We start from the raw sequence: 25,906 nt of genomic DNA on the forward strand, positions 1-25,906 counted from the left end.
TCCCCGGCGGCGGAGGTGGTTGTGCGCGACCCCTTGGCAGAACCCTCGGACCTGATCCGCAGCGTGTCCCGAGCACTGCGGGTGCTCGAGTCGGTCGGTCGCGCTCCGAAGGGCCTGACCGTCAAGCAGATCGCCCGACGGTGCGAGCTGACCGTGGCCACCACCTACCACCTGGTCCGCACGCTCGCGTACGAGGGCTACGTGATCCGTCGGGAGGACGGCACGTACATCGTGGGGCTGGAGGTGGCCGACCGTTACCGCGAGCTGGTGACCGCGTTCCGGGGCCCGCCGGTGGTCGGTGAGACGTTGCGCCGGGCCGCCGTGGACACCGGCTACAGCCACTACCTGGGCCGCTTCGTCGGCGGTCAGGTCGCCATCACGGCGGTGGCCGAGGGGCACCGCTCGCCCTACCTGGAAGACCTGGTCCCCGGCTTCGACGAGGGGGCGCACGCGACCGCCCTCGGCAAGTCCCTGCTCGCCACCCTCAACACCGAGCAGCGTTTCCGTTACCTGCGCGAGTACGGCATGCGCTCGTTCACCACCGCGACGCTGACCACCACCGAGGCGTTCGAGGCCGACCTGGCCGCCGGCGACCGGCGCGGGATGCAGCTGGAGCTGGGGCAGTTCCGCCAGGGCGTGGCCTGCGCGGCGGTGCTCGTCACGCCGGACAAGGACATGGAACGTCGGGTCGTGCTGGCCTGCGCCCTGCCGGCGAGCGAGATGATGACCTCCGCTCGGGTCGTCCGGGCCAAGCTGCTCACCGTCGCCCGCACGGTCGCCGACGGCATCGCCGCCGACCACTGACCCGCCGGATGCCCAGAGGCCCTCTCCCGGGCTGGGAGAGGGCCTCTCGGGGCGGTCCAGCGCCGAACCGCCGGAGCAACGTCAGCGGCCTGCCGGCCGCGGGAGCACCGTCAGCTGCCCACCGGGCCGCCGTCGAGGCGCCAGGTGACCACCACGCCCGGCTTGGCGTAGTCGCCGTCCGGCCAGTTAGAGGCCGGGTCCTCCACCGACGCGCCGGTGATCTCACCCGGGTGCTGCACGGCGACGAAGACCGAGCGGTTGTCGCCGGTGATGAACGGGCCGCAGGTCTCCGCGCCGAGCGGCACGGTGAGGAACTGCTTGAGGTGACCCTTCTCGGGACCCTCGACGGCGGTGGCGAAGAGGCCGTCGTTGCTGCCCAGCGCGTTGCCGTCGGTGGAGATCCACAGGTTGCCGGTGGCGTCGAAGGCGACGTTGTCCGGGCACGAGATCGGGGAGACCTTGGTCTTGTCGTACCCGGCGAAGAAGGTCGACGGGTCGGTCGGGTCGCCGCAGACGATCGGCAGCGACCAGGCGAAGGTCTCCGAGGTGTTGTCGTTGCGGTCCTCGACCAGCTCCAGGATCTGCCCGTGCTTGTTGGCGTTGCGCGGGTTGGCCTCGTCGGCCGCCGCCTTGCCGGCCTTGCCCCGGTCGGTGTTGTTGGTCAGCGCCACGTAGACCTTGCCGGTGAGCAGGCTCGGCTCGACGTCCTCGGGGCGGTCCATCTTGGTCGCGCCGACCTTGTCGCCGGCGAGCCTGGTGAAGGTCAGCACGTCCGCGGCGGTCATCCCGTCGACGAACGAGCGGTTGCCGCTGACCAGCTTGATCCAGCGACCCCGGCCGTTGAACGCGCCGTCGGCGGGGAGTGTGCCCGAACCGTCGATCTCGCCCGCGCTGGTCTGGTCGAGCTGCGCGACGTAGAGCGTGCCGGACTCCAGCAGCGTGAGGTTGTGCTTGCGGGCGGCCCAGGAGTTGCCCTTCAGGAACTTCTTCGCCGAGACGAACTTGTAGAGGTAGTCGAACCGCTCGTCGTCGCCCATGTACGCGACCACGTGCCCGTCCTTGGCGACGATGACGTTCGCGCCCTCGTGCTTGAAGCGGCCCATGGCGGTGTGCTTGCGCGGGCGGCTCTCCGGGTCGAACGGGTCGATCTCGACGACCCAGCCGAACCGGTGCGCCTCGTTGGGGTGCTTGGCCAGGTCGAAGCGCTCGTCGGCGCGCTCCCACTTACGGCTGCCGCTGGGGTAGCGGGACGCGGTGGTGATGCCGTAGCGGTCCAGCTTCGGCTTGAGGTCGGCCGGAGCGGCGTCCGCGCCGACGAAGTACTGGTTGAAGTTCTCCTCGCCGGAGAGCACCGTCCCCCACGGCGTCACGCCACCGGAGCAGTTGTTCAGCGTGCCGACGACCGTACGACCCTTGGGGTCGGCCGCGGTCTTCAGCCAGGCCGAGCCGGCGGCCGGGCCGGTCAGGTCGAGCTTGGTGCTGAGCGCGGTGACCCGCCGGTTGTACGGCCGGCGGCCGTTGTCCACGGGCTTCCACTGCCCGGTGCCGGCGACCCGCTCCAACTCCACCACGGACATACCGTGCGCGGCCATCGCCGTGCGCAGCTGCTCCACGGAGAGCCCGTCCAGGCCGGGGAAGCCGGGGAACATCAGATCCTCGTTGGTGTACTCGTGGTTGACCACGAGCAGCGCCCGCCTGCCCTGCTTGTCCAGCGGCAGCACCCCGACGAAGTCGTTGTTGTAGCCGAACTGCTTCGACTGGGCGGCGGCGGTCTGGTGGTGCAGATCGAACTCCGGCGCGCCCGGCAGCACCGGGTCGCCCCACTTGATCACCACGGCGTTGTCGTAGCCGTTCGGCACGACCAGGGTGTCCAGCTTGTTCGGCGGGATCGGCTTGAAGGTCAGCGCGCCGCTGCCGACGCCCGTGGCGGGGCGGCCGAAGCCGAAGCCCTCCGGCACGTCCGGGGTGGCGGGGGCCGCGGCGGCGGCGGGGGCCGCGCCGGCCAGCGCGCCGGCCGCCGCGCCACCGAAGCCGAGGACCAGGGCGCCGACCGCGCCGGCCCGGACGACGCCACGCCGGGAGACCTCCGCGTTCACCACGTCGCCGAAGTACGCGTTGTCCGACGTGTTCGGGACGGGGTGGTCACAGGCGTTGCCGCAGCGGTACAGACAGGTCATGGCGTCACGGGTGCCATGACGGTTACCGGTCAACAGGGGGAGCAGCCGGGGACGGTCGCTCATTTCAGTGGCCTCCAGGAAAGTCGGTGGCACGACAGGCGGCGTACCAGCCGGACGCTAGGAGGACGTGGTGAGCGGTCGCCGGCCGCAATGTGAACCAGGCGTGAACACCTGCGTGGGGACCAGCGGTCTGACCTCGGGCTGAACCGTTCGGCGTGACCGCACGTATTCCCGAGCGGACACACCGCCGGACGCGCGCCCGGAAGTGAGGAGACCGCCATCAGCGACCATGACGCCCAACTGCTGCGGGCGCTGCACGACGAGCACGCGGAGGCGCTGTACGCACACGCCCTGCGGCTGGTCAACGGCGATCGGCAGCGGGCCGAGGACCTGGTGCAGGAGACGCTGCTGCGGGCCTGGCGGCACCCCGAGTCCCTCGACCCGCGACGCGGCTCCGTACGCGCCTGGCTGTTCACCACCGCCCGTAACCTGGCCATCGACGCCTGGCGGCGACGGTCCACCCGGGTCGGTGAGGTGTTCACCGACGAGCTGCCCGAGCCGCCCGAGGTGGTCGACGAGGCAGAGCGTGCGGTGGAGGCGTGGACCGTCGCCGAGGCGTTGAACCGGCTCAGCCCCACCCACCGCGAAGTGCTTGTCGAATGCTTCTACCAGGGGCGGTCGGTGGCCGAGGCGGCGTCGCGGCTGGGCGTGCCGCCGGGCACGGTGAAGTCGCGCACCCACTACGCCCTGCGCTCACTACGGTTGGTCCTGGCCGAGATGGGGGTGACGGGATGACTCGGTGCGAGTTCGCGCACGACGACGGCGCGTACGTGCTGGGTGCCCTGGCCCCCGCCGAGCGGGCGGCCTACGAGCGGCACCTCGCCGGCTGCGCCTCCTGCCGGGACGCGGTCGCCGAGATCGCCGTCCTGCCCGGACTGCTCGGTCGCCTCGACCCGGCGGGCCTGGAGCAGTTCCTGCCGCCGCCGTCCCCGCCCCGGGTGCCCGCGCTGCTCGAGGAGGCCCGGAGCCGCCGGCGCCGCGAGCGCGCCGCGACCCGTCGGCGGTACGCCCTCACCACGCTGGCCGCCGCCGCGCTCGCCCTCGTGGTGGGTGTCGGCACGGCCGCGGTGCTGCCCCGACCGGTCGCCCCGCCGGTCACCCCGGGGGCACAGGGCACCCGCCCCGCCCCGCAAGTGTCGATGGTCGCCATGCGGCCGGTGGCCACCGCCGGGCCGGTGCACGCCGAGATCGGGTTGGCCGGCAGCAAGTGGGGCACCGAGGTGACCATGCACTGCGGGTACGACGCGCGGACGAGCTACGGCAAGGCGTACCCGTTCCGGCTGGTGGCGCACGGCCCGAACGGCAGCAGCGAGCAGATCGGCTCCTGGCTGGCGGCCCCCGGCGACGACCTCAGCTTCACCGGCGTCACCCGCTTCACCGACGCCGAGCTGGTCAGCGTGGAACTCCAACGATCCGACGGCACCCCCCTGCTGACGTACGCGGTCCCCTAACCCGCGCGCCCCATCGCGGGGGCACGGCCAGGGCGGGGTGGGTCAGGGGGTTGGGACGGGGCTCGGGAGACGAGGGGTGCTGCGGGACTGGCGGGCCTGACGGGCCTGGCGAATAGCGTCGGCGGTGAAGACCACCAGGGCGAGCCAGACCAGTGCGAAGCCGGCGAGGCGGGCCGGCGGCATCGGCTCGTGAAAGATCAGCACGCCGCAGGCGAGCTGGAGGATCGGCGCCAGGTACTGGATCATGCCGAGGCCGGTCAGTGGCAGCCGGTTGGCGGCCCCGGCGAAGAGCAGCAGCGGGATCGCGGTGGCCGCGCCGGCCAGCACCAGCAGCGCGGTGTGCCCGGCCGAGACGTGCCCGAAGGTCAACCCGCCATGCCGGTTCAGCCAGGCGAGATAGCCCAGCGCGGGCAGCGCCAGCACCGCCGACTCGACGAAGAGCCCCTCGGCGGCGGGCAACCCGAGCTGCTTCTTGATCAGGCCGTAGCCGGCGAAGCTGAACGCCAGGCTCAGGGCCAGCCAGGGCAGCCGGCCGTAGTCGACGGCGAGCACCGCGACGGCCGACGCGCCGATGCCCAGCGCCACCCACTGCGCCGGGCGGAGTCGTTCCCGCAGCACCGTCACCCCGAGCAGCACCACCACGAGGGGGTTGATGAAGTAGCCGAGCGCGGTCTCCACCACCCGGTTGGAGCTGACTCCGTAGATGTAGATGCCCCAGTTAATGGCGATCAGCGCGGACGCGGCGACGATCCCGGCGACCGTCCGGCGGCGGCGTAGCAGCGCCCGCAGGAAGCCGATGTTGCGCAGCGCGCCGAGCAGCAGGGCCACGAAGAGCACCGACCAGACGATCCGGTGGGCCAGGATCTCCAGCGGGCCGGTGGGCCGCAGCAGCTTGAAGTAGAGCGGAAAGAAACCCCAGAGCAGGTACGCACCGATGCCGTAGAGGTATCCCAGGCGGAGTGGCGTCACGCCTCCACCGTAAGGGGTGAACCTCCGCTTTGTTCCTTTCCGGTGATCGGAGTCACCGGTGGCCGCCGGTCGAGCTGCATCCACCGCTCCGGAACGTCCAACGGGGTGAAGCCCACCCGCGCGTACACCTCGTGCGCGTCGTTGGTGGCCAGCAGGATCCGGCGTACGCCCAGCTCGGCCAGGTGGTCGCGCACCGCGCCGGCCAGCCAACCACCCAGCCCGAGGCCCCGAAAGGCCCGGTCGACGTACACGTCGCAGAGCCAGGCGAAGGTGGCGCCGTCGGTGACCACCCGGGCCACCGCCACCTGGCGGCCGTCCCCGGGTCGGTAGACGCCGAACGGCAGTGACCCAGCGAACGCCCGCACGACCGTCTCCCGGTCACGCCCCAGCGCCCAGTACGCGTCGGTGGACAGCCAGTGGTGTATCCGGTCCAGGTCGAGCCGGGCGGGATCGGTGCTGATCAGGTGGCCGTCGGCGCGGGTTAGCGAGAACACGCCTGCGAGGCTAGCCAACCCGACCGGCTCGCAAACCCGCCAATTCCCGAACTCTGGTCGCCGCACCGCCCGGCCCATCGGGAGCCGGGCGGTGCGGGTCGGTGGTGGTCGGTCGCCGGTCAGTCCCGGTCGAGAACGGCGCCGAGGATCCAGGTCACGATGCTCACGAACAGGGCGCCGAGCACGGCGGCCGGCCAGAAGCCGTCCACCGAGAACGGCAGCCTGGCCTGGTCGGCGATCCAGCTGGTGAGCAGGAACAGCAGCCCGTTCACCACAAGCGCGATGAGACCCAGGGTGAGCAGGTAGAAGCCGCAGCCGACGGTCTTGATGACCGGCTGGAGCACCGCGTTGACGACACCGAAGATCACCGCCACCAGGATCAGCGTGGTGACCGTCTCCACGGCCGAGGTCGACTCCAGGTCGATGCCCGGAATGAGCAGTGTGGCCAACCAGAAGGCCAGCGCCGTGGTGGCCAGCCGAATCAGCAACCCTTTCAGAAAACCCATGGCCGGGATCGTGCCACGGACCACTCACCGGCGTAACCCACCAGTTGACCATCCAGGACGATGCGGCCCAGGGCGGGCCCGGCCGCAGCTCGGGTCGGCGCCCCCGTCGGCTCAGCCGCGCGCCGGCCGGCCGATCAGCTGGGCCTCGATCGGGGTGGGGGAGAGCAGCGCCCACCGCAGGGCTCGGCGGTTCACCACCGCCACCATGTCGTCCCGGATCCGGGTGAGCCAGTCGGCCGACCCACCCAGCCCCAGCGCCGCGCCGGCCAGCGCGGCCTCGGCCGCGTGCAGCGGCTGCAGCACCGCCAGGTCGGCGCGGCTCAACGCGTCCACATCGGCCGGGGTCAGCTCGTCGCGCACCACGAGAGTGGCCCGCCACGCCGGCCCCGGCTCGGTCTCGGCCGGCGCCGGCCCGGCGTCGACCACCAGCAGCAACGGCTGGAGCGCGGTGCCCACCGAGTCAGCGACCGGTCGGCCCGGCGGGATCAGCGGGATCGTTCCCCCCGGAGCGCCCACACCTCGCACGAACGGCTCCCAGACACGGGGTCGCGCCGTCTGCACCACCACCAGCGCGCCCAGGGCCATCGCCCGCAGCGCCACCAACTGCGCGGCGCGCACCCCGCCCACCAGCATCACCCGGGTGCTCTCCGGCCGGAACAACCGCACGGTGACCGCACCGCCGTGCCGGTTGGTGCCGACCATCATCCCCGCCTCGCCCAGGGTCAGCTCCCAGTCGTCCAGCGCCACCGCCGATTGCCCCCCGGCGCTGGTGAGCGCCACCGGCAGCGTGCCAGCCAGCCCGGTCAGGTGCGCGCCGTCGAGTCTGCGCAGCGTCCCGCCGACGCCGCTGACCAGTCGGCCCAGCGCGTCGACGGCCACGGTCAGCTCGGCGGTCGACGCCGCGGCCAGGCGTACGGCCAGTTCGGTCGGGGCAGCCCCGGTGCCGCCGGCCGGCGGTGGCCCCACGCAGAGCGACACAGTCGTCGCGGTCGCCGGCAGCGCGAGCAGCCGGGGCACCAGCCGCCGCGCGGCCGGGGCGCCGGTCTGCGGCCAGTCGACCAGCCGGAACGTGGCCTGGACGAGAGCGCCCGAGCGGAGCAGCGGCCACGACTCCCGCACCGGCTGGCCGTCGTGGTGGGCCAGCTCGCCCAGCACGCGCAGCGCCGCCGGTACGCCGAGCGGCCGGGCGGTAAGCGGCCCGAGTCGGCGGACGATCCGGCGTACCGTGCCGGCGAGCGCGCGACGCAGGGCCTCCTGCGTCCACCCGTCCGCCCGCAGCACCCGGACCGCCAGCACCGCCCGCTCCCGCCCGGCGAGCCGTCCGTCGGTGAGCTGCCGGTACGACGTGCCGACGGTGCCACCCGCCGTCGGGACGGGTGCCGGCGTCCCGCTGAGGAGCAGCTGGATCCGCAGCGGCGGGACGTCCGGACCGGGCGTCGGCAGCAGCGCGGCCGGCGCGGGGATCGCTCGGGACGCGTCGCCCAGCAGGTCGCCGGGATCGCCGAGCTCCAGAAGCGCCACCATGCCGCCGGTGTCCTCCAGCACCGCCGCCGGCCCGCCGGACAGCTCCGTCGAGTGGACCACGGCGCCGGGTGCGACCAGGGCGAGCAACTCGGCCGGGCCGGGCTGCTGGCCCAGCACACGGCGCCGGGTCACATGCCCGGCGGCGGTGCCCAGCCACTCGAAGAGCCACCGGCCGCGGACCCGGACGCCGGCGACCGCCACGAGGAGCGCCGCCACCAGCAGCGCGGCGACGGTGACCGGCGTGCCCCGGCCCAGCGCGGCGAGGACGACCGCGACGGCGACCTGCCCGGTGACCAGTTGACCCGCGCGGATCCCCGCGCCGCGTCGGCTGAACGCGGCCCACCGGCCGCGAGATCGTCGATCGAGTACGCGATCCCTGGCTGCCCCCGACCCGGGGACGCCGAGGGCGGCCGGCGCGGTACTGATGGCTACGGTCGCGGTTGCTCCGGTGTCGACACCCGGCGCGGTGCCGACAGACGTGGTTGTTCCGACGGCGGTGGGGGCCGACCCGGCTGTCGGGGCGCTGGCGGCCGGGACCGGGCCCCAACCGGGCCGGCTCGCCGGCTGCGAGCCTCCGGTGGTGATCGGCGACACCGCGCCTCCTCGACCAGTTGGGACGTGCCGGGCGGCCGACCGCCCCGGGATTGCCCGTCACGCGCCGCGACGTGGCTGCCGCACATCGTAAGCGACCGATGGCTGCCGTGGTTGTCCACAGGGGAGGTGCGTGGGGTAGCAGAACGGCTACCGGGCCGCTACCGTCAGCCACGAAGTTCATCGCTGACCCGCGTCCACCCATGCTCGTCGACCGGGCCACGCGATCGGTGCGCTCCCACGGTGGGCGCACAGCCGGCCAGGCACGACCGAGGAGACGAGGTGATGTTCGGGTGTCCCAGACCCAGGCAGAAGCGGCGGTGATGCGACAGACCGCCGCGAAGTTCGAGCAGGTGGACCAGTCGTTGCAGTCCATGCTGACCGGCCTGCTGGCCGAGCTGGAGGTGTTGCAGCAGGCCTGGCGCGGTGCCGGTGGGCGGTCGTTCGAGCAGGTCAAGCGGCAGTGGTCAGAGGATCAGGCCGCGTTGCACCGGGCCCTGCGGGAGACCGCCGGGGCCATCCGCACCGCCGGCCGACAGTACGACGTCTCGGACGACGAGGCGGCCAGCCGGGTGGCCGGCACCAACCGCGGCGGCATCCAGCTGCCGCTCTGACCTGCCGGAAGGGAAGTTCCGATGGACCACGGTGTGCTGGTCGTCAACTTCGCCGCGCTGCAACAGGCCGGCGCGGACATTCAACGGGCGCTGAACACGCTCGACTCGCAGCTCGGCCAGCTCGAACGCGACGCCGCGCCGCTGGTGTCGGCCTGGGCGGGTGACGCCCGACAGGCGTACGAGCAGCGCCAGGCGCGGTGGCGGTCCGCCTCGCAGGACCTGCAGGCGATGCTGCGCGCCATCAAGGTGGCGGTGGACGATTCCGCGGCCGACTATCTGGACACGGAGAAGAAGAACACCGGGCTGTTCCAGTGACGCCGGTGGGCCGGGAGCGCTGACCGTGCCCGCGTCGGCGCCCCGGCCACCCTCCGACGAGGGGCGCCCGCGTGCTGGCCGATCGAGGCGACATCCCGCACGCGGGGCACCGGGGTCGACGCCCGCCGAGGCGGACCAGGACCGGGTTGGGTTTGGCGCGGACTACGCCAGGGTCGGGTTGGGCGCGGATGACCGCGGGGCCGGGTCAGGCTGGCTCGGCAGGTCGCCAGCGCCGGCGCGCGCCGCGGGGCAGCACGAGGGCGAGCAACACCACGGCGACCGCCGTCAGGCCGATCGCCGCGCCGGCCACCAGAGCCCGGTCCCGGGCGGTCGCGCGGCGGGCCTGGCGGGCGAGCACCGCCGGATCGGGCCGGTCGTCGGCGAGTGCGGCAACCGGCCGAGGAGCGGTCGTACGGCCGCCGCCGGTCTCGGTGACCGCGCGATAGGGGTTCAGCACGCCGGCGCCGTACCCGCCGCCGTGTCCCGGGCCGGGCGCCGGATCGACCGTGGCGACGATCCGCTGCACCACCTCGGCGGCGGTCAACTCGGGACGGTACGCGCGCAGCAGCGCCGCCGTGGCGGCCACGAACGGCACCGCGTAACTGGTGCCCTCGACCTGCTGGTGGCCCTGCGCGGGCGCGGCGACCAGCACCGCGCTGCCCGGGGCGACCAGATCGACGTACGAGCCGGTCTGGGAGAAGGTCGCCCGTGCCCCGTCCGCCCCGATCGCGCCCACCCCGAGCACCCCGTCGTACGCGGCAGGGAACGGGCGCGGGTCGCCGCTGTCGTGCAGGTTGCCCACTGCGGCCACCAGCACCACGTCCCGCTCGACGGCGTACCGCACGGCGGAGCGGACCTCCGGGTCGTCGGCGTACAGCACCACGGAGAGGTTCACCACGTCGGCGTCGTGGTCGACGGCCCAGCGGATGGCGCGGGCGAACTCGTCGGCGCTGACCGTGCGCCCCGACTCCCGGCCCTGCACCACCTGCTGCTCACTCACCCGTACCGGCAGGATCCGGGCGGCCGGGGCCAGGCCGTGGAAGGCGACACCGGGCCGGGGCGCCGCCGCGATGATGCTCGCCACGCCGGTGCCGTGCCCGGCGCAGTCCCGGCTGCCGTCCCCACCCGGGTCGAGCAGGTCGGTGCCGGCCAGCACCCGTCCGGTCAACTGGGGGTGCGCCCGGTCGACTCCGGAGTCGACGACCGCGACCGTCACCCCGGCGCCGGTGGTCAGCGGCGCGAGCCGCGCGGGGTCGTACCGCTGCTGGGGCCAGGGTGTGGCCTCGACCGGCCGGACGGGCGCCAGTGGGGTCGCGCAGGCCGGGGCCAACCGGAGCCCGGCGCTGGCGGCGACGGCCGGACCGGTCGCGGCGGTAAGCAGAGCAGCGGCCAGACCTGCCAGGACGGGGTGCGCGATCGACCGGGACATCGACAGCCTCCGTATCGTGTCGGCTCCGGAACGGGATGTTATCGCCTCGACGCCGCCCCGGCGGACCGCCGCCGGCCAGCCATTGTGATCTTGATACCACCTTGTAGGTTGTACGCGATACCTGTGGCCTGTTCTCGGAAGGAGAGGTGGCCGTGACCGAATGGGAGCCGGCCACGGAGGCCGAGGTGGCGATGTGGGACGCGCTGCGCGCCAACGACCAGGAGCTCTACTTCCGCCTCCTGTCCCGCACCGATCTGCTGTTGCCGGTCTCCACGCCGGCGCCGTCCGGTCAGGCGTCCGCCGGCTGGGGCACCTGGACCACCGGTGGCCGGACCCACGTGCTGGCCTTCACCTCCGCCGCGGCGCTGCGGGCCTGCCTCGGTGAGCACGGCGGCACCAACCGGCGCGTGCCGTTCACCGACCTCGCCCTCGGTTGGCCCAACCACGAGTGGTGGCTCGCGGTCAACCCCGGGTTGCCGGTCGAGGGCTACCTGCCCGCCTGGTTCGTGTCCCAGCTCTCCCGTGGTGACGTCCGGCTGCCGGGCCGCGCCATGGGCGCCCGCGCGCGGCTGGAGCGGGCCGAGACGCTGGCCCGGTCGAGAGCCGGTACGACCGGCCGGGACGCCTCGCCCTCCACCGGGTTCGTGCCGCCCGCGTCGGACCCGACGCCGTCCGGACGACCCGCGCCGAGGAACGCGGTGCCGCCGGTGGGCACACCCCCGGCGTCGGGCACCCCGACCCGGGCGCCCGGTCCGGGTGAGCTGTCGCGCCGGTCCGGCTCGGAGGACCTGCCCGCCGCCGGTCAGCGGCAGCCGGACGCCCCGCCCCGCCCGGCCCGCCCCGGCGCCGGCCCCGTGCCGGGCGTTGGCCGTACCGGCGCATCCCGGTACGTGCCGCTGGCCTCCACCGACCGCGCCCAGGTCGCCCCGGCCGACCAGCCGGGTCCGCGCGCCGGCCGGCCGTCCGCGAGCCCCCCGGCCACCGACGGCGACGGCCCGGCCGCCGGTGACGGCAACACCCAGGGTGGTCGGCGCTCCTTCTTCGAGCCGACGTCCGGTCGAGCGTCCGGGCCGGTCTCCGGTGACGGTCGGTCGGGCGACCGGGCGGTGCCGCCGTCCCGGTTCGGGCGGGGCAGCCAGCCCTTCCCGCGCCGCCGTCCCGCAGACACGCCGGGCGGCGACAACGCGGCCCCGGCCTTCCCGATGCCGACACCGGACGCCACCCGACCGCTGCGGCCACCGGCCGGCGACCTGGGCGCGTCCCGGGTGGTACGAGCGCCCGCGACCGACGACGAGACCACCCAGCCTCTGCCACCGCGACGGCCCAACCCGTTGGCCGAGGAACCCACCCGTGCGTTCCGGGTGCCCGGTCCAGCCGCGGGTGAGCCGTCACCGACCCGCGTCGGAGGGCCCGTTCCCACGGCGGACGAGACCCAGGCGATCCCGCGTGGCCGATCCGGGGACCGGCAGCGCTTCGAGCCGGTGGAGGAACTGCCGCCGTCGGTCGCGGAGCCGGTCTCCGGCCCACCCGCCCCGCGTCGCGGCTTCACGCCGATCGTCATCGAGGGCACCATCATCGAGTCCCGGGATCTCCTCGACCCGACCGAGGGCGCTCCTGCGTTCGACGCGGCCCGGCGACCCGGCCCGACCACCGCCGCCCCGCCGACGTTCGGCCCGGCCGCGTCCGGCCCGTCTGTGCCCGACCCCGCCGTTCCCGGCGCCTCGATGCCCGGCCCCTTCGTTCCCGGGCCCTCCGCCGCGGCCCCGGATCCGTTCGGCGTTCCCTCGTCGTTCGAGCCCGCGTCGTCCGGCCCGGTCTCGTTCGAACCCGCCGACACCGGCACGGGCCGGCCCGATTCCACCGGGACCGCCGAAGGCCTGTTCGGCACGGACCGCACCGGCGCGGGCCCGCTCGATTCTGCCGGCTCCGACCTGAGCAGCGCAGACCTGAGCGGCGGCGGCCTGGGCGGTGGCGGCCTGGGCGGCGCTGGCGGCTCGGCTGGCGTGGCCGCCGGTTGGTCCTCGCCCCGGTCCCCGGTGGGCTACGAGCCGGAGGCGGTACGCCCCGACACCGACGACGAACGCCCGGTCGTGGACGACCAGCGTGCGATTGTCGACGAGCCGGCGTCGGTGCAATTCGAGCCGGCCAACACGGTCGAGGAGGACCTGCTCGGCGCGGCGGGTGCCGGCAGTACGGACACGTTCCTGTCCACCCTGCTGTTGGCCCGGGTCCTGCTCCCGGCGGCGGCGGACTCGGTGCGCGGCAGCCGTCCCGGCGACCCGGGCTTCGTCTGGCGTACCGCGCAGCTCGACGGCGAGACGTACGTGGTGGTCTACACGTCCCCGGAGCGCCTCGCCGACCACGTCGAGGGTGACGTCGACACGGTCCGGGTGAAGTTCGCCCAACTGATCCGGCGCTGGCCCGACGAGGACTGGTCGTTCGCCGTCAACCCGGGCACGCCGGTCGGCGCGAAGCTGCCCGGCGAGCAGATCGTCGCCCTCGCCAACTGGGCCGCCGAGGTCGGGCTCGGTGACGACCTGGAGGTCGACGCCGAGGAGGCGCCGGCCGTGGCGGAGCCCGCCGCCCGTCCCCGGTACGCTCCCGCGGCGGTCGACCCGGCCCGCCCGACCGTGATGCAGAAGGCGATCGCGCCCAGTCAGCTCGCGTACTACCTGGAGCGGGGGTACGACCGGGTCTCCGGCTTTGTGCACCGGGCCGGCGAGTTGGCCCACCTGACCACGCCGGCCGAGCTGCATGACGCGCTGGGCCTGAGCTACCCGGGGTCACCGTTCGTACGGGACGCCGAGGAGATCTACGTGCTGCGCTGGCCGGCGCACCGGCCCAGCCTCTACCGGATCCCGTACGGCGGCCAGAACGAGCCGGCGATGCGGGCCATGGAGGGCTGGGTCATCGAGCGCCCGCCGTTCCGGGGCAACGGCTTCGCCCCGGGTGAGAGCAGCGACGTGGTGGCGGAGTTCAAGGTGGACAGCGCCCGCCTCCCGCACGGCGCGCAGCTCTGGCGCATCGGCGGGGACGGCACCGAGCGGGTGATCGCGGTGCTCGACACGGACGCGGTGGTCTGGCGACGGGTTCCGGAGGCGTGATGCGCGACGGCTACGTGGCCCGCTGGCGGGGCCGGGAGTACCAGGCGAGCCCGGACGGCGACGACATCCGGCTCTACCAGCCGGAGCCGGGTGAGGGCTTCGAGGAGGTCCGTCCGGGCCGGTACGTGCGGGTGCTGCCGGCGAGCGAGATCGAGGACCTGGCGTACGTGCGGACCACCTGCACGTGGCAGGGGCAGCCGTTCATCGTGCTTGGAAAACACGACGCCTGGCTGCGGGTGGAGTACACCGGCGGTCGCTGGCCGGTGGCCGAGGCGATGCGGCTGGAGGTCTTCGACTTCGGCGTCTACCAGGGCTGGGCGCCGGCCGCCGAGGTCACCGACCTGCGCGAGCAGCGGGTCTGACCGATCAGGACTTGGCCCACCGCAGGATCTCGCCGAGCACCAGCTCGGGGGCTTCCAGGTGAGGGAAGTGCCCCACCCCGTCGAGCAGGCGCCACTCGTACGGCGCCACGACGTACCGGCCGGACCCCAGGGCGGTTCGTGGCAGGGCGGCGACGTCCCGTGCGCCGTGCAGTTGAAGGGTCGGGGTGACCAGCGGCTTCTGCATGAGGCGGACGAACCGGTAGCCGTGCAGCCGCAGCACTGAACGGAAGGCCCAGCGGTAGCCTTCCAGCGCGCAGAAGGCGGCCTGCGGGATGCGCATCGCCTCCCGGCACCGCTCGGCGTACGCCTCGAAGTCGCCGCTGGCGGCCCAGCGCGGCCCGGCCCAGCGGCGCAGGATCTCCCCGACGGCCGCCCCGCCGTCCTTGGTGAGCACGTGCTCGTAGCGGGGGAGCTGGAACTTCAACGCCGGGGTGGAGGCGGCGAACTGCCCGCGTGGGTCGGCGAAGATGGCGGCGCGCAGCCGCAGCGGGTGGGGTGCACCCAGGACCACCAACCGCCGGACCAGCGACGGGTGGAACGACGCCACCGTCCAGGCCACCATGCCGCCGACGCCGCTGCCGACAAGCGTCGCCGACCGTTCACCGAGGGCACGGATCAGGCCGGCGATGTCGGCGGCGAGGGTGTAGCCGTCGTACCCCCGGGGTGGTTTGTCGCTGGCGCCGTAACCGCGCAGGTCCACGGCGACCGCGCGGAAGCCGGCGTCGGCGACCGCCGGGAGCATCTGGTGCCAGGCCCACCAGTGCTCGGGGAAGCCGTGCAGGAAGAGCACCATCGGCCCGGTGCCGGCCTCGACCACGTGGAACCGGGTGCCGTTGGCGCCGACGAAACGGTGCGTCCACGGCCCCTCGGTGAGGACGCAGGACTCGTCGACGGCTCCGCCGCGCTGGTCGGTCATGGTTGACAGCCTAGGACCCCGTCGGCAGGCAGCCGTTTCGCCGGCCCGTCTGTGGCCCGGGAGCGTCGGGCGACGGTCAGCCGACCGGGCTGATGTCGACGATGCTGGCCGGGGTGCCCAGGCCGCAGTCGGCGGTCGGGTCGGCCGGGCCGATGGTCACCAGGACGGTCGTGCCGACGGCGAAGGTGCCCTTGCCGGTGCCGTGCAGCGCGTACTGCCGGCCGTCGTCGGTGACCAGGCCGTAGCAGGGGCCGTCGCCGCCCCGGTTGATCCGTCCGGCCAGCACGTTGGCCTTGCGGGCGTCGGTCGGCTTGCGCGGCGGCCCGGTCGGCGGGCGCAGGGTGGGCAGCGGGACACGCGAGCGCGACGGGCGGCCGGAGGGGGACGACGGCGTCGGATCGGTGGGCCCGGTCGGCGCGGCGGCGGACGGCGGTGTGCCGGTCGAGGGAGCGTCGGAGGGGCTCTGCTCGGAGGACACGCCGTCTCCTTCGTTCCGCGTTCCGGCGCAGCCGGTGAGCGCCAGCAGGACAGTCAGACCGGCGCCGGTCAGGGTGGTGCGGGTTCGCGGGTGCACGGGTGATCGGACGCGCGGGGCGCGACCGGGGTTCCCGGAACGGGCGATGCCCGGGCAGGTGACCTGCCCGGGCATCGCCGTGGTGCGGGTGTCGCCTGATCCGAGGATCAGAAGAAGCGGACGTTGGTGTAGATGCCGTCCTGCGACAGAACCTTGATCTTCCGGCCGGTCGCCGGGAGCTTGACGCCGTGGTTCGGCAGCTCCGGGTACCAGTACTGCTGGGTGTCGTCGAACAGAGGCTGCGCGGCCTGGCCCCGGACGTACTGGGGCTGGCTGTCGATGTGCAGCGTGAACGAGTCGGCCTTCTTCAGGCTGAACGGCGCGTCGTAGACCTGGACGCGGGCCCGCCAGGGGGCACCGGTCAGGTTGTAGAGCGGCCGCGGGTGCGCGTCGATGATCATGTTCCGACCCTCACCCGGGTGAGCGAACGTGTCGTTGTCCGCCCAGCGCAGGTTCCAGTAGGAGATCAGCAGACCCTCCTGGTACGCGTAGTGGTCCACGTAGTCCGGGCGGGTGTTCGCGTAGCCGAAGTAGTACGGGCCGGTCTTGAGGTACTTGTCGTACGAGGTGTACGACCGGGTACCGGCGATGTAGTAGTTCGCGAACTTCTTGGTGTAGGTGGCCGCGGCGATCTCGAACTTCCCCGCGAACGTCCAGCCGTTGGCACCGTTCTCGGCGCCGTCGGTGAACACGGTCTGACCGTCAGCGGTCACGGTGATCGCGTCACCGTAGAAGCCGCCCTTTGACAGCCCGCCGTCGGTCTGGTAGCGCAGCCGGAACTGCACGACCTTGCCCGCTACGGAGTTCATCGGGATGTTGACGTCAACCCACTTGCCGTTGCTGGAGCCGTCCAGGGCGAAGCGCCCGGGGGAGATCTCCTTCAGCGGGTTGCCGTTGACGGTGCCGGGCAGGGTCGCCCAGGTCTTGCCACCGTCGACCGAGGCCTCGAAGAACAGGTAGTCGAACCCGCTCTCGATGTTGTAGCGGCCCTTCATGGCCAGGGCGGCCGTCGACTTCCCGGTGAGGTCCAGCGTCCGGGTCATCGTGCTGTTCAGGTCGTCCTCGTTGCCCGTGAAGAACTGCTTGCTGCCCTCGAACGGTGCGCCGTTCGAGAAGGTGTACTCACGCGGCGGCAGGTTGACCACCGCGGCCTGCGCCTCCGGCGAGTTGTACTCCTGCGGGCCGAGCTTTACGGTGCGCTTCTCGTTCGGCCCGAGCGTGTCGTGGTCGAGCCAGCCGAGCTGGAGCTTGTTCCACGCGCCGAGGTCGCCACCGCGCTCGCCGATGCCGCCGTCGTTCTTGGCGCCGAGCCGGCTCTGGGCCATCAGGGTCCAGTGCTCGTTGTTGTTGTCGCCACCACTGACCACGTTGTAGTCGTCCGGCAGACCGAGGTCGTGGCCGTACTCGTGGTAGAAGACGCTCCGGCCACCGTTCTCCGGCTGGATGGTGTAGTCGCCGATCCAGACGCCGGTGTTGCCGATCTGGGTGCCGCCGGCCGGGAAGTTCGCCGGGCCGGTGTTGCCCTGGTCCGAGGCGTACGCGTACCAGCGGTGGCTCCAGATGGCGTCCTCACCCTGGATCGGGTCACCGTCGGCCTGGTCGCCGCCGGAGTGGACGATCTGGAAGTGGTCGATGTAGCCGTCCGACTCGTTGAAGTTGCCGTCACCGTCGAAGTCGTACCGGTCGTACTGGTCCATCGACTTGACATCGGCGGCGATCTGCGCGTCGGTGCGACCGGCGGCCTTCTGGTCGATGACCCACTGGTTGGCGGCGTCGCGGACCAGGTCCCAGGTGTTGCTGCAGACGTTGCTGTCGCAGACGTTCGGGTCACCGGTCGGGTCGTCGTCGGCCTTCGGGTCGTCGGAACGACCGTAGCGGGCCTCGTTGTACTTGACCTTGACCCAGTCGGTGACCTCGCCCTCGACGCTGTAGCGACCCGAGGACTGGGCCTCGTAGTACTGCTTCAGCGACTCGTCACCGGGGTTGGTGCCGAAGTAGAGCTGCCGGTAGTGGTCGGCGTTGTAGTCCGGCTGCCAGACGGTGGAGTTGTCCACCGCCCGGTTGGGCGCCGGGATCTCGTTGTGCAGCGGACCGGTGAACTTGGTCGGCCCCGCGGTGTTGGGGTCGATGTTCTTGTCCGGGAAGTCCGGGTGCCGCTCGTTGCCGAACTCGGCGAGGATCACGAAGATCTTGTCGGTCCGCTGACGGGAGAGCTCGACGTACTGGTCTTCCGTCTGGGCCGTGCCCGCCCCGGTGGTGCGGGCGGCGGCCCCGTCGGCCTGGGTCTTACCGACCTTGACGACGGTGCTGCCGTTGATCTTCTCTGCCTTGGCCTTGCCGGACAGGACCTCGCTGAGGCCCTCCTGGCGCAGCGCTCGCCGCTTGTCCTCCAGCGGGTTCGGCAGGTCGTGGTCGGCAAGGGCGGGCTCGGCGACCGACGGAGCGGCCGTCGGCAACTTCGGCTGCGGCGCGGCACTGGCGGACGGTCCGAACGCCAGCCCCGTCGCCGTCAGTGAGAGCCCGAGCAGACCCACTGCGACTTTGCGCACGTGGTACCTCCGGTGTGAGGGAACCGGCCCAACGGGGGTACGGGCCGGTGATAGATCGATCCCACTAGTGGGACCAATGGTGAACATAGACACTGCCGGGACGGGTGGGAAGATGTGCGCGTCGATTTGTTGCAAGATTTTGTTGGGAACGCTTTTCACCGTCACACCCCTGCGGTTCATCAGCACGCGAATCAGGGTGGACTGGTCGGCAACGTCCGCAGCGATGCATTTCGATCAATAAGATCAGACGTTACGACAGTGGGGCCGGCAGCGTTCCCGCCACCGGCCCCCACCATCAGTTGTTGCTGCGCGAAACCCTTACTTCTTCGCCGGGGTGACGAAGATGGTCGCGGACGAGTTGTCCCGCGCGGTCTTACGGATGGTCAACGAGACGCCGTTCTGCACGCCCGCGTCGCCCGGGTTACCGGTGCCGAGCACGATCACGCCGCCGCCCAGCGTCACGCCGTAGAACTCCGGCGCCGGGCTGCCGTCCGGGTTGGTCACCCGGGTGGTGTACGGCGCTCCACCGCGCGACGGCACCACCACGGAGGCGTCGTTGTCCCGCGCGTACGGAGCCCCGTTGCGCATCTCGATGCCCGGGTACCAGCCCTTGGCGTCGGTGAAGCTCTTCACCGGCGGCTGGGCCTTGAACTTCGTGCAGTACGCGCTGTACGGCTCGCCCGCCGCCTCCAGGCACTCCGTGAAGGGGTACGTCTTCTGGAGCGTGAAGGCCGCGTTGGACGACTGCGGCCGGCTGGGCAGGTTGTCCGTCACCGACGGGTCCTTCTCGGCCGCCGTGCCGGTGCGCCGGTACGGGTCGAAGTGCGAGTCCACGATGAGCAGCCCGCCCTTCGCGCCGTAGCTGGGCAGCGCGGTCATCTGCCCGGTGACGTGGTTGACGTCGCCGAGCGCGCTGTCCCGGTACCACACCAGCATGCCCGGCGCGTTGTAGGAGATCCGGTCGACCTTCCACGCCTCGTGGGAGTAGATGGTGTCGTAGGCGTACTTCAGGCCCTTGTCGAAGCCGTCGAAGTTGCGCCACTCGGCCAGGTAGTACTGCGCGTGCACCTCGGTGCCGCCGGAGACCTTCCAGCCCGCGCCGGTGGTGTCCACGAACGTGCCGCCGGTGGCCGACCAGCCGTTGGCGCCGCCCTCGACGTCGTCGCTCCAGGTGGTGGCGCCGCCGCCGGTGACCGAGAAGTCGTCGACGAACCAGTTGCGCTCCTCGAACGCCTCATCGGTGGCGAGACGCAGTCGTACCTGGACGGTCTTGCCCGCGTACGCCGACAGGTCGACGTAGTCGTGCCGCCAGCCGTCGGTGCTGCCGGTCAGGCCGTACTTCTTGCCGCCGAAGTCGTTCATCCGGCCGTTCGGGTCGCCGTAGTTGTCCGGCGTGGTGACCACCGTGCCACCCTCGGCGTACACCTTCTGCTCGGACCAGGTCGTACCGCCGTCGGTCGACAGCTCGACGAAGCCGAAGTCCCAGTCCTCCTCGATGATGTAGTTGTTCCACATCCAGAACTTGGCGTCCGCGGCGTTGGGCACGTCGACCGAGCGGCTCAGCTTGACGTCGGCCCAGCTCTGGTCGTTGTTGCTGTGCCACATCTTCGTGCCGCTGTGCGGCGTGGCCAGGACCGTCACCTTGTCCGGCAGGTCGACCTTGATGCCGTCCTCGGAGTCGATCGGCGTACGCGAGGTCTGCCCGAGCTTCACCTCACGCGGGTTGGAGCCGGGGCGGATGGTCAGCGGGTCGGCCCAGCCGAGCACCCACTTGTCCCAGATGCCCATGTGCGTGGGCAGCGCCTGGAAGATCTCACCCGAGTGCGAACCCGAGGCCATCAGATCCCAGAAGTCCACGTCGGAGTCGGCGTTGCCGGAGGTGTCGTAGAGGTCCGGCAGACCGAGGTCGTGGCCGAACTCGTGGGCGAAGACACCCACGCCGGCGTCCTCCGGCTGCACGATGTAGTTCGACACCTTCAGGCTGGTGCCCGGGATGGTGTAGCCACCCGGGACCGAGGAGGAGTGCGCCCAGACGGCGTACACGCCCTGGTCGCCGCCGCCGCGCGACTTGCCCTGGCCGGCGTGCACCAGCACGAGGTGGTCGATCACGCCGTCGGGCTCGAAGAGGTTGCCGTCACCGTCGCGGTCGGCCTGGTCTTCCTTGTCGTACTCGGCCCACGGGAAGCTGGGGTCCTTGGCGGCGAGCGCGTCGATCGCGTCGGTCGCCAGCCTGCCCGCGCCAGCCGGGTTGTCCGGGTGGCCGTTCATCGACTGCTCCCGGCCGGGGACCCAGTTGCCGTTCTCGTCCTGGGTGCAGCGGTTGGCCGCGTACCAGCCCTCGGAGTGCGGCACGGTGATCCACGGGCTGGCCTGCCCAGCGACCGTGTACGCGTTCTTGGACATCTCCAGGTACATGTTGTGCATCGTGCGACCGGTGAGGTCGATGCCCTTCTTGCCGTCCGGGCCCTTCAGGTCCTTGCGGACCCGCTCGGTGATGCCGTTCTTGCTGTACAGCATCTTGTCGTAGTGCGACGGCGAGAAGTCCGGCACCCACATCGAGTTGTTGTCCTCGTGCGGCAGCGTCGCCGGGTTCGGGATGGTGTTGTGCTTCGGCCCGTTCTGCACGGTGCCGGGGACACAGGTCCGATCCTCGAACACCGTCTTCGGGACCATCACGTTCGTGAAGTCGTCGTTCGCCTTGTCGTTGAACTCGACAAGCAGCGTCAGCAGCTTCGCCGTCTGCGTGGTCGGCGACTGCTTGATCTGCCGCGGGCTCTTACCCGTCTTGATCGACTTGGCTTCGATCTGCGCGAGCTGGCGCGCGGTCACCGGGTTGCCCCGTGCGTGCTTCTGGTCGAACGCACGCGCGGCGTCGACGGCCGGGGTGTAGACGCCACCCTTGCCCTTGACCTCACGGCCGGTGGTGTCCGTCTGCACCTCGGGCTCGGCGTAGTTGATGTAGTACTCGTCAGCCCCGATCACCGCCCGGGGGGTGGTGGACGGCTGCGCCGCCGCGCTTCCACTCACGGTCAGTGAGGTGGCCGCGAGGGCGATGACGGGCAGCGCGACGAGTAGTCGTCGACGCGACCCCGGATGGGAGTTTCTGTTCATGCCGCTCCGTTTCTCGGGCATGGGCGGAGGAAGCCGGCCGACTCCGGACGCGCAGGAACGCATCGAGGCCCGCCGACCTCCGTGAAACTAAATGAGAAACACGCCGAACGGCGGGAACGTGATGGAGGCGTTATTCGTCCAACCACCGCAGCCGGCGGCGCGCGGTGGTCGTACCTCCACAAAAGATGACGGTGGGTGACGGTCCGTGCGGACCGTCACCCACCGATGGGGTACGCCTGTCGTCAGTCCTCGTCGGACTTCGCGCCGCTCATCCCGGAGGAGATCAGCTCCATCACCGAGGAGTCCTGCAGCGTGGTCACGTCGCCGAGCGACCGGTTCTCGGCCACGTCCCGCAGCAACCGACGCATGATCTTGCCCGAACGGGTCTTCGGCAGCTCCGGCACCAGCATGATCTGCCGCGGCTTGGCGATCGGGCCGAGCGTCTTTGCCACGTGGTTGCGCAGGTCCGCGATGAGCTGCTCACCCGCCTCGCCGACGATGTCCGTGCTGCCCCGCGGGATGGCGAACGCCACGATCGCCTGGCCGGTGGTCGGGTCGGTCGCGCCCACCACCGCCGCCTCGGCCACCGACGGGTGCGACACCAGCGCCGACTCGACCTCGGTCGTCGAGATGTTGTGCCCGGACACCAGCATCACGTCGTCGACCCGACCGAGCAGCCAGATGTGCCCGTCGTCGTCCTTCTTCGCCCCGTCGCCGGCGAAGTACATGCCCTCGAACCGCGACCAGTACGTCTCGATGAACCGGTTGTCGTCACCCCAGATGGTGCGCAGCATCGACGGCCACGGCTCGCGCAGCACCAGGTAGCCGCCCCCGCCGTTCGGCACCGACTGGCCCTGGTCGTCCACCACGTCGGCGACGATGCCCGGCAACGGAGTCATCGCCGAACCCGGCTTCGCCGCCGTCACCCCCGGCAGCGGGGAGATCATGATGGCGCCCGTCTCGGTCTGCCACCAGGTGTCCACGATGGGCAGCTCACCCCCGCCGACGTGCTGCCTGTACCACATCCACGCCTCGGGGTTGATCGGCTCACCGACGCTGCCCAGGAGCCGCAGCGACGACAGGTCGAAGCCGGCGGGGATGTCCTCGCCCCACTTCATCATCGTCCGGATCAGGGTGGGCGCGGTGTAGAGGATGCTGACCTTGTACCGGTCGACGATCTCCCAGAACCGGCCCTTGTGCGGGGTGTCCGGGGTGCCCTCGTACATGACCTGCGTGGCGCCGTTGGAGAGCGGGCCGTACACGATGTAGGAGTGCCCGGTGACCCAGCCGATGTCGGCGGTGCACCAGTAGACGTCCGTCTCCGGCTTCAGGTCGAAGACCGCGTGCGTGGTGTACGACGCCTGCGTGAGGTAGCCGCCAGTGGTGTGCAGGATGCCCTTCGGTCGGGCCGTGGTGCCGCTCGTGTAGAGAATGAACAGCGGGTGCTCGGCATCGAACGGCTGCGCCGTGTGCTCGGCCGACGCCGTCTCCACCGTCTCGTGCCACCAGTGGTCCTTCTCCGACCAGGCCACGTCCTCACCGGTGCGGCGGACCACCAGCACGTGCTCCACCGACGGGCAGCTCGCCACCGCCTCGTCCACGGTCGGCTTCAACGCCGACGGCTTGCCCCGCCGGTAACCACCGTCCGCGGTGATCACCACCTTGGCGCTGGCGTCCTGGATGCGGTTGCTCAACGAGTCGGCGGAGAACCCGCCGAAGACCACGCTGTGCGCCGCGCCGATCCGGGCGCAGGCCAGCATCGCGACCGCCGCCTCCGGGATCATCGGCAGGTAGATCGCCACCCGGTCGCCCGCCGTGACCCCCAGGTCGGTGAGCGCGTTCGCCGCCCGGCAGGTCAGCTCGTGCAGGTCGGCGTACGTGAGAGTGCGGGTGTCGCCCGGCTCGCCCTCCCAGTGGATCGCCACCTTGTCACCCCGGCCCGCCTCCACGTGCCGGTCCAGACAGTTGTACGCCACATTGAGCTGCCCACCGACGAACCACTTCGCGAACGGCGGGTTCGACCAGTCGAGCACCTCGTCCCACTTCTTCGACCAGGCCAGCCGGTCGGCCTGCTTCGCCCAGAAGGCGAGCCGATCGGCCTGCGCCTCGGCGTACGCGTCGACGGTGACGTTGGCGTGCGCGGCGAGTTCGGCCGGCGGGGGGAACTGGCGCGTCTCGTTCAGCAGATTGGCCAATGCCTCGCTCATGCCGTGACTCCTCGTCCTCGGGGTGACCTGCGTCTCGCTGGGCACGAGGGTAGTCGCGGGGCCCCCGGCCGGCGACCGCTGCCCACCCCGTCGCGCCGAGCGGCCCCCGTCGCGCGCCCGACGGCCGGCCCTGCCCGTCCCGCCGCGCCCGACCCCCGTCCGGGCGGGCCGGCGGGCCTTGCCCGTCCGCGCTGTGCCCGGCCCGTCTGGCGTTGATCGACACGGGTTCGGCGATATCGGGGTGTCCGGACCGGTGGGACACCCCGATATCGCCGATCTCGTGTTGACCTTGCCCGGCGGCGGGCCGGCCGGGTGGCCCGGGTCGCGTTGCGGGTGGGTGCGGCCCGCCGGGCCGGGTCGGGTCGCTAGCGTGGCGAGATGACCACCGACCCGCTCGCCCCGCTGCTCGCGCTCGCCGACGTCGCCGCTGCCGTCGACCGGGCCCGTGAGCGCTTCGACCAGGCGCTCGGGCACCGCGCGCTGCGCCGCAACGGTGGCCAGGTCGCGGCCGAGGTCAGCCTTCGGTCGGCGGTGGCCAGCGCCGCGCTCGAAGGCGCCGTCCACGAGCGTGAGGAGGTCCGGGCCGGCACCGTCACCGACCCGGTGCTCCAGGGGGCGCTGCGGGTCGCCGGGGCGCTGCCCGGCCTGAGCGAACTCTGGCCGAAGGCACCCCGGCAGGCACTCGCCCGGCTGCACGTCCTCGCCGCCCGCGACATCGTGGGGGAGGCCGAGCTGGGCCGACCGGTGCCCGACCCGGTGGTCGCCGCCCGCCTCGACGGGCTCGCCGCTCTGGTGGCCGGCGGCACGAAGGTCTCCCCGCTGGTGCTCGCCGCCGTCGTACACGGAGAGTTGTTGAACCTGCGTCCGTTCGCCGGGCCGTCCGGCGTGGTGGCGCGCGGTGCCGCCCGGCTGGTGCTGCTCGCCAGCGGCCTCGACCCGCGCGGCCTGCTCGGCGTCGACGTCGGTCACCGGGAACGGGAGCCCGAGTACGTCGGCTCGGCCGGCGCGTTCGCCACCGGCACCCCGGACGGGCTGCGCTCCTGGCTACGGCACTACATGGCGGCCGTCGAGGTCGGTGCCGACCAGCTCACCACCATCGGCGACGAGATCCTCGCCGCCGCCTGAGTACCGCCCGCCCTCAGGGCGTCGATCATGGAGTTGTGGTGCCTTGCAAGAGTCGCGAAAGCGTCGAAGGCGCCCACCACAAGTCCATGATCGGCCGGAGAGCGGGGTGCGGCGGGGTGTTAGGCGGTGGCGGTGGAGCGGGTGCGACGGTGCCGCCCGTACCAGGCGATGCCGATGGCGACGCCCACGCCGACCCCAAGAGCTGCCGCGGCCACCGGAACCCCCGGCCGCTCCCGCAGCCGGCGACCCAGCGGGATCGGATGCCGGAACTCCAGCACCGGCCAGGCGTTCTCCGAGGCCAGCTTGCGCAGCTGCCGGTCCGGGTTGACCACGCTCGGGTGACCCACGCACTCCAGAAGCGGACGATCGCTGTACGAGTCGGAGTAGGCGTACGAGTCGGCCAGGTCGTAGCCGCGCGCGGTGGCCAGCTCACCGACCGCCTCGACCTTGCTCGGACCGGCCGCGTAGAACTCGACCTCGCCGCTGTACCGGCCGTCCCGCACCGCCATCCGGGTGGCGATCACGTCGGTCACCCCGAGCAGCTCGCCGATCGGCCGGACCATCTCCTCGCCGGACGCGGAGACCAGCACCACGTCCCGCCCGGCCGCCTGGTGCTCCTCGATCAGAGCGGCAGCCTCGGCGTACACATAGGGGTTGATCAGCTCGTGGAGCGTCTCCGCGACGATCTGGCGGACCTGTTCCACCTGCCAGCCTTTGCAGAGCGCGGCCAGGTAGTCCCGTGTTCGGGCCATGGTCTGCTCGTCGGTGCCGCCCAGCCGGAACATCAGCTGCGCGTACGCCGACTTGACCACGTCACGCCGGGTGATCAGCCCGTCCCGGTAGAACGGCCGACCAAACGCCAGGGCGCTCGACTTGGCGATGACGGTCTTGTCCAGATCGAAGAAAGCGGCACTTCGGCCCACGGCGCGAAAGTCTAGCCGGATGGTCTATCGTCGGCGGGTGCCCGGGGTCAGGCCACCCCTCGGACCTGCGGGCGGGCGCC

At 72.1% G+C, this 25,906-nt stretch carries 20 protein-coding genes; 8 read left to right on the top strand and 12 right to left on the bottom strand.

Features of this window, described 5'->3' with window-relative positions; genetic code table 11:
• The first annotated feature begins 21 nt into the window (after positions 1-21).
• Positions 22-804: an IclR family transcriptional regulator gene (locus tag ACFYPH_RS12265; protein WP_387181251.1), complete on the top strand. Its 783-nt coding sequence runs from the start codon at positions 22-24 to the stop codon at positions 802-804.
• Positions 805-914: 110 nt separating this feature from the next.
• On the opposite strand, the gene ACFYPH_RS12270 is transcribed toward ACFYPH_RS12265, so the two are convergent.
• Positions 915-3,044, bottom strand: a complete 2,130-nt coding sequence (locus ACFYPH_RS12270; protein WP_387181255.1) for a PhoX family protein — start codon at positions 3,042-3,044, stop codon at positions 915-917.
• 237 nt (positions 3,045-3,281) lie between these two features.
• Here ACFYPH_RS12270 and ACFYPH_RS12275 point away from each other — a divergent pair, with 237 nt between their 5' ends.
• Positions 3,282-3,776, top strand: a complete 495-nt coding sequence (locus ACFYPH_RS12275) for a sigma-70 family RNA polymerase sigma factor (RefSeq protein ID WP_234584867.1) — start codon at positions 3,282-3,284, stop codon at positions 3,774-3,776.
• The gene (locus ACFYPH_RS12280) at positions 3,773-4,492 is read left to right on the top strand and encodes a zf-HC2 domain-containing protein (protein WP_354860435.1); all 720 of its coding nucleotides are present in this window, start codon (positions 3,773-3,775) and stop codon (positions 4,490-4,492) included. The genes ACFYPH_RS12275 and ACFYPH_RS12280 overlap by 4 nt, the downstream gene beginning before the upstream one ends.
• A 42-nt stretch (positions 4,493-4,534) precedes the next feature.
• Here ACFYPH_RS12280 and rarD read toward each other — a convergent pair whose 3' ends face one another.
• The 4 genes from rarD to eccE form a co-directional block, all read right to left on the bottom strand.
• Positions 4,535-5,461 carry an EamA family transporter RarD gene (gene rarD, locus ACFYPH_RS12285; protein ID WP_355065359.1) on the bottom strand — a complete coding sequence of 309 codons (927 nt, stop codon included), beginning with the start codon at positions 5,459-5,461 and terminating at the stop codon, positions 4,535-4,537.
• Positions 5,458-5,955: a GNAT family N-acetyltransferase gene (locus tag ACFYPH_RS12290; protein WP_387181257.1), complete on the bottom strand. Its 498-nt coding sequence runs from the start codon at positions 5,953-5,955 to the stop codon at positions 5,458-5,460. The genes rarD and ACFYPH_RS12290 overlap by 4 nt, the downstream gene beginning before the upstream one ends.
• Positions 5,956-6,074: 119 nt before the next feature.
• Positions 6,075-6,461: a phage holin family protein gene (locus ACFYPH_RS12295; RefSeq protein WP_387181259.1), complete on the bottom strand. Its 387-nt coding sequence runs from the start codon at positions 6,459-6,461 to the stop codon at positions 6,075-6,077.
• A 111-nt stretch (positions 6,462-6,572) separates the two neighbouring features.
• Entirely contained in the window at positions 6,573-8,579 is a 2,007-nt protein-coding gene (gene eccE, locus ACFYPH_RS12300) for a type VII secretion protein EccE (RefSeq protein WP_387181262.1), read from the bottom strand.
• A gap of 290 nt (positions 8,580-8,869) precedes the next feature.
• Between eccE and ACFYPH_RS12305 the strand changes: the two genes are divergently transcribed.
• On the top strand, positions 8,870-9,190 hold the full coding sequence (locus tag ACFYPH_RS12305) for a WXG100 family type VII secretion target (protein ID WP_354860428.1): 321 nt from the start codon (positions 8,870-8,872) through the stop codon (positions 9,188-9,190).
• Between the two features lie 21 nt (positions 9,191-9,211).
• Complete coding sequence (locus ACFYPH_RS12310) at positions 9,212-9,505, top strand: WXG100 family type VII secretion target (RefSeq protein WP_354860426.1); 294 nt, start codon at positions 9,212-9,214, stop codon at positions 9,503-9,505.
• 205 nt (positions 9,506-9,710) lie between these two features.
• Here ACFYPH_RS12310 and mycP read toward each other — a convergent pair whose 3' ends face one another.
• Positions 9,711-10,934, bottom strand: a complete 1,224-nt coding sequence (gene mycP, locus ACFYPH_RS12315) for a type VII secretion-associated serine protease mycosin (protein ID WP_387181265.1) — start codon at positions 10,932-10,934, stop codon at positions 9,711-9,713.
• Positions 10,935-11,086: 152 nt separating this feature from the next.
• On the opposite strand from mycP, the gene ACFYPH_RS12320 reads away from it, so the two are divergent.
• Both ACFYPH_RS12320 and ACFYPH_RS12325 read left to right on the top strand, forming a co-directional pair.
• Complete coding sequence (locus ACFYPH_RS12320) at positions 11,087-14,038, top strand: SseB family protein (RefSeq protein WP_387181267.1); 2,952 nt, start codon at positions 11,087-11,089, stop codon at positions 14,036-14,038.
• Positions 14,035-14,400: a hypothetical protein gene (locus tag ACFYPH_RS12325; protein WP_354860421.1), complete on the top strand. Its 366-nt coding sequence runs from the start codon at positions 14,035-14,037 to the stop codon at positions 14,398-14,400. Before ACFYPH_RS12320 ends, ACFYPH_RS12325 begins: the two co-directional genes overlap by 4 nt.
• A gap of 4 nt (positions 14,401-14,404) precedes the next feature.
• On the opposite strand, the gene ACFYPH_RS12330 is transcribed toward ACFYPH_RS12325, so the two are convergent.
• The 5 genes from ACFYPH_RS12330 to acs form a co-directional block, all read right to left on the bottom strand.
• The gene (locus ACFYPH_RS12330) at positions 14,405-15,337 is read right to left on the bottom strand and encodes an alpha/beta fold hydrolase (protein ID WP_387181270.1); all 933 of its coding nucleotides are present in this window, start codon (positions 15,335-15,337) and stop codon (positions 14,405-14,407) included.
• 76 nt (positions 15,338-15,413) lie between these two features.
• Entirely contained in the window at positions 15,414-15,815 is a 402-nt protein-coding gene (locus ACFYPH_RS12335) for a hypothetical protein (RefSeq protein WP_387181273.1), read from the bottom strand.
• 203 nt (positions 15,816-16,018) lie between these two features.
• Positions 16,019-18,445, bottom strand: coding sequence for an immune inhibitor A domain-containing protein (locus ACFYPH_RS12340; protein WP_355065553.1), 2,427 nt, complete (start codon positions 18,443-18,445; stop codon positions 16,019-16,021).
• 333 nt (positions 18,446-18,778) lie between these two features.
• Entirely contained in the window at positions 18,779-21,571 is a 2,793-nt protein-coding gene (locus ACFYPH_RS12345; RefSeq protein WP_387181276.1) for an immune inhibitor A domain-containing protein, read from the bottom strand.
• Positions 21,572-21,813: 242 nt separating this feature from the next.
• The gene (gene acs / locus ACFYPH_RS12350; RefSeq protein ID WP_387181279.1) at positions 21,814-23,778 is read right to left on the bottom strand and encodes an acetate--CoA ligase; all 1,965 of its coding nucleotides are present in this window, start codon (positions 23,776-23,778) and stop codon (positions 21,814-21,816) included.
• A gap of 378 nt (positions 23,779-24,156) precedes the next feature.
• Here acs and ACFYPH_RS12355 point away from each other — a divergent pair, with 378 nt between their 5' ends.
• A complete protein-coding gene (locus tag ACFYPH_RS12355; protein WP_355065375.1) occupies positions 24,157-24,903 on the top strand; it encodes an oxidoreductase in 747 nt (248 codons plus the stop codon).
• Positions 24,904-25,022: 119 nt separating this feature from the next.
• Here ACFYPH_RS12355 and ACFYPH_RS12360 read toward each other — a convergent pair whose 3' ends face one another.
• Entirely contained in the window at positions 25,023-25,826 is an 804-nt protein-coding gene (locus ACFYPH_RS12360) for an HAD-IB family hydrolase (protein WP_355065377.1), read from the bottom strand.
• Positions 25,827-25,906 lie beyond the last annotated feature (80 nt).

Origin of the sequence: Micromonospora sp. NPDC005252 (genome assembly GCF_042872475.1) — a bacterium.
In the GTDB taxonomy this organism is placed as follows: domain Bacteria; phylum Actinomycetota; class Actinomycetes; order Mycobacteriales; family Micromonosporaceae; genus Micromonospora.

Excerpts from the sequence above, each read along its gene's own strand:
- mycP (WP_387181265.1), bottom strand. The coding sequence starts at position 10,934 with ATGTCCCGGTCGATCGCGCACCCCGTCCTGGCAGGTCTGGCCGCTGCT.
- ACFYPH_RS12280 (WP_354860435.1), top strand. The coding sequence starts at position 3,773 with ATGACTCGGTGCGAGTTCGCGCACGACGACGGCGCGTACGTGCTGGGT.
- ACFYPH_RS12295 (WP_387181259.1), bottom strand. The coding sequence starts at position 6,461 with ATGGGTTTTCTGAAAGGGTTGCTGATTCGGCTGGCCACCACGGCGCTG.
- acs (WP_387181279.1), bottom strand. The coding sequence starts at position 23,778 with ATGAGCGAGGCATTGGCCAATCTGCTGAACGAGACGCGCCAGTTCCCC.
- ACFYPH_RS12330 (WP_387181270.1), bottom strand. The coding sequence starts at position 15,337 with ATGACCGACCAGCGCGGCGGAGCCGTCGACGAGTCCTGCGTCCTCACC.
- ACFYPH_RS12270 (WP_387181255.1), bottom strand. The coding sequence starts at position 3,044 with ATGAGCGACCGTCCCCGGCTGCTCCCCCTGTTGACCGGTAACCGTCAT.
- ACFYPH_RS12310 (WP_354860426.1), top strand. The coding sequence starts at position 9,212 with ATGGACCACGGTGTGCTGGTCGTCAACTTCGCCGCGCTGCAACAGGCC.
- ACFYPH_RS12355 (WP_355065375.1), top strand. The coding sequence starts at position 24,157 with ATGACCACCGACCCGCTCGCCCCGCTGCTCGCGCTCGCCGACGTCGCC.
- ACFYPH_RS12345 (WP_387181276.1), bottom strand. The coding sequence starts at position 21,571 with ATGAACAGAAACTCCCATCCGGGGTCGCGTCGACGACTACTCGTCGCG.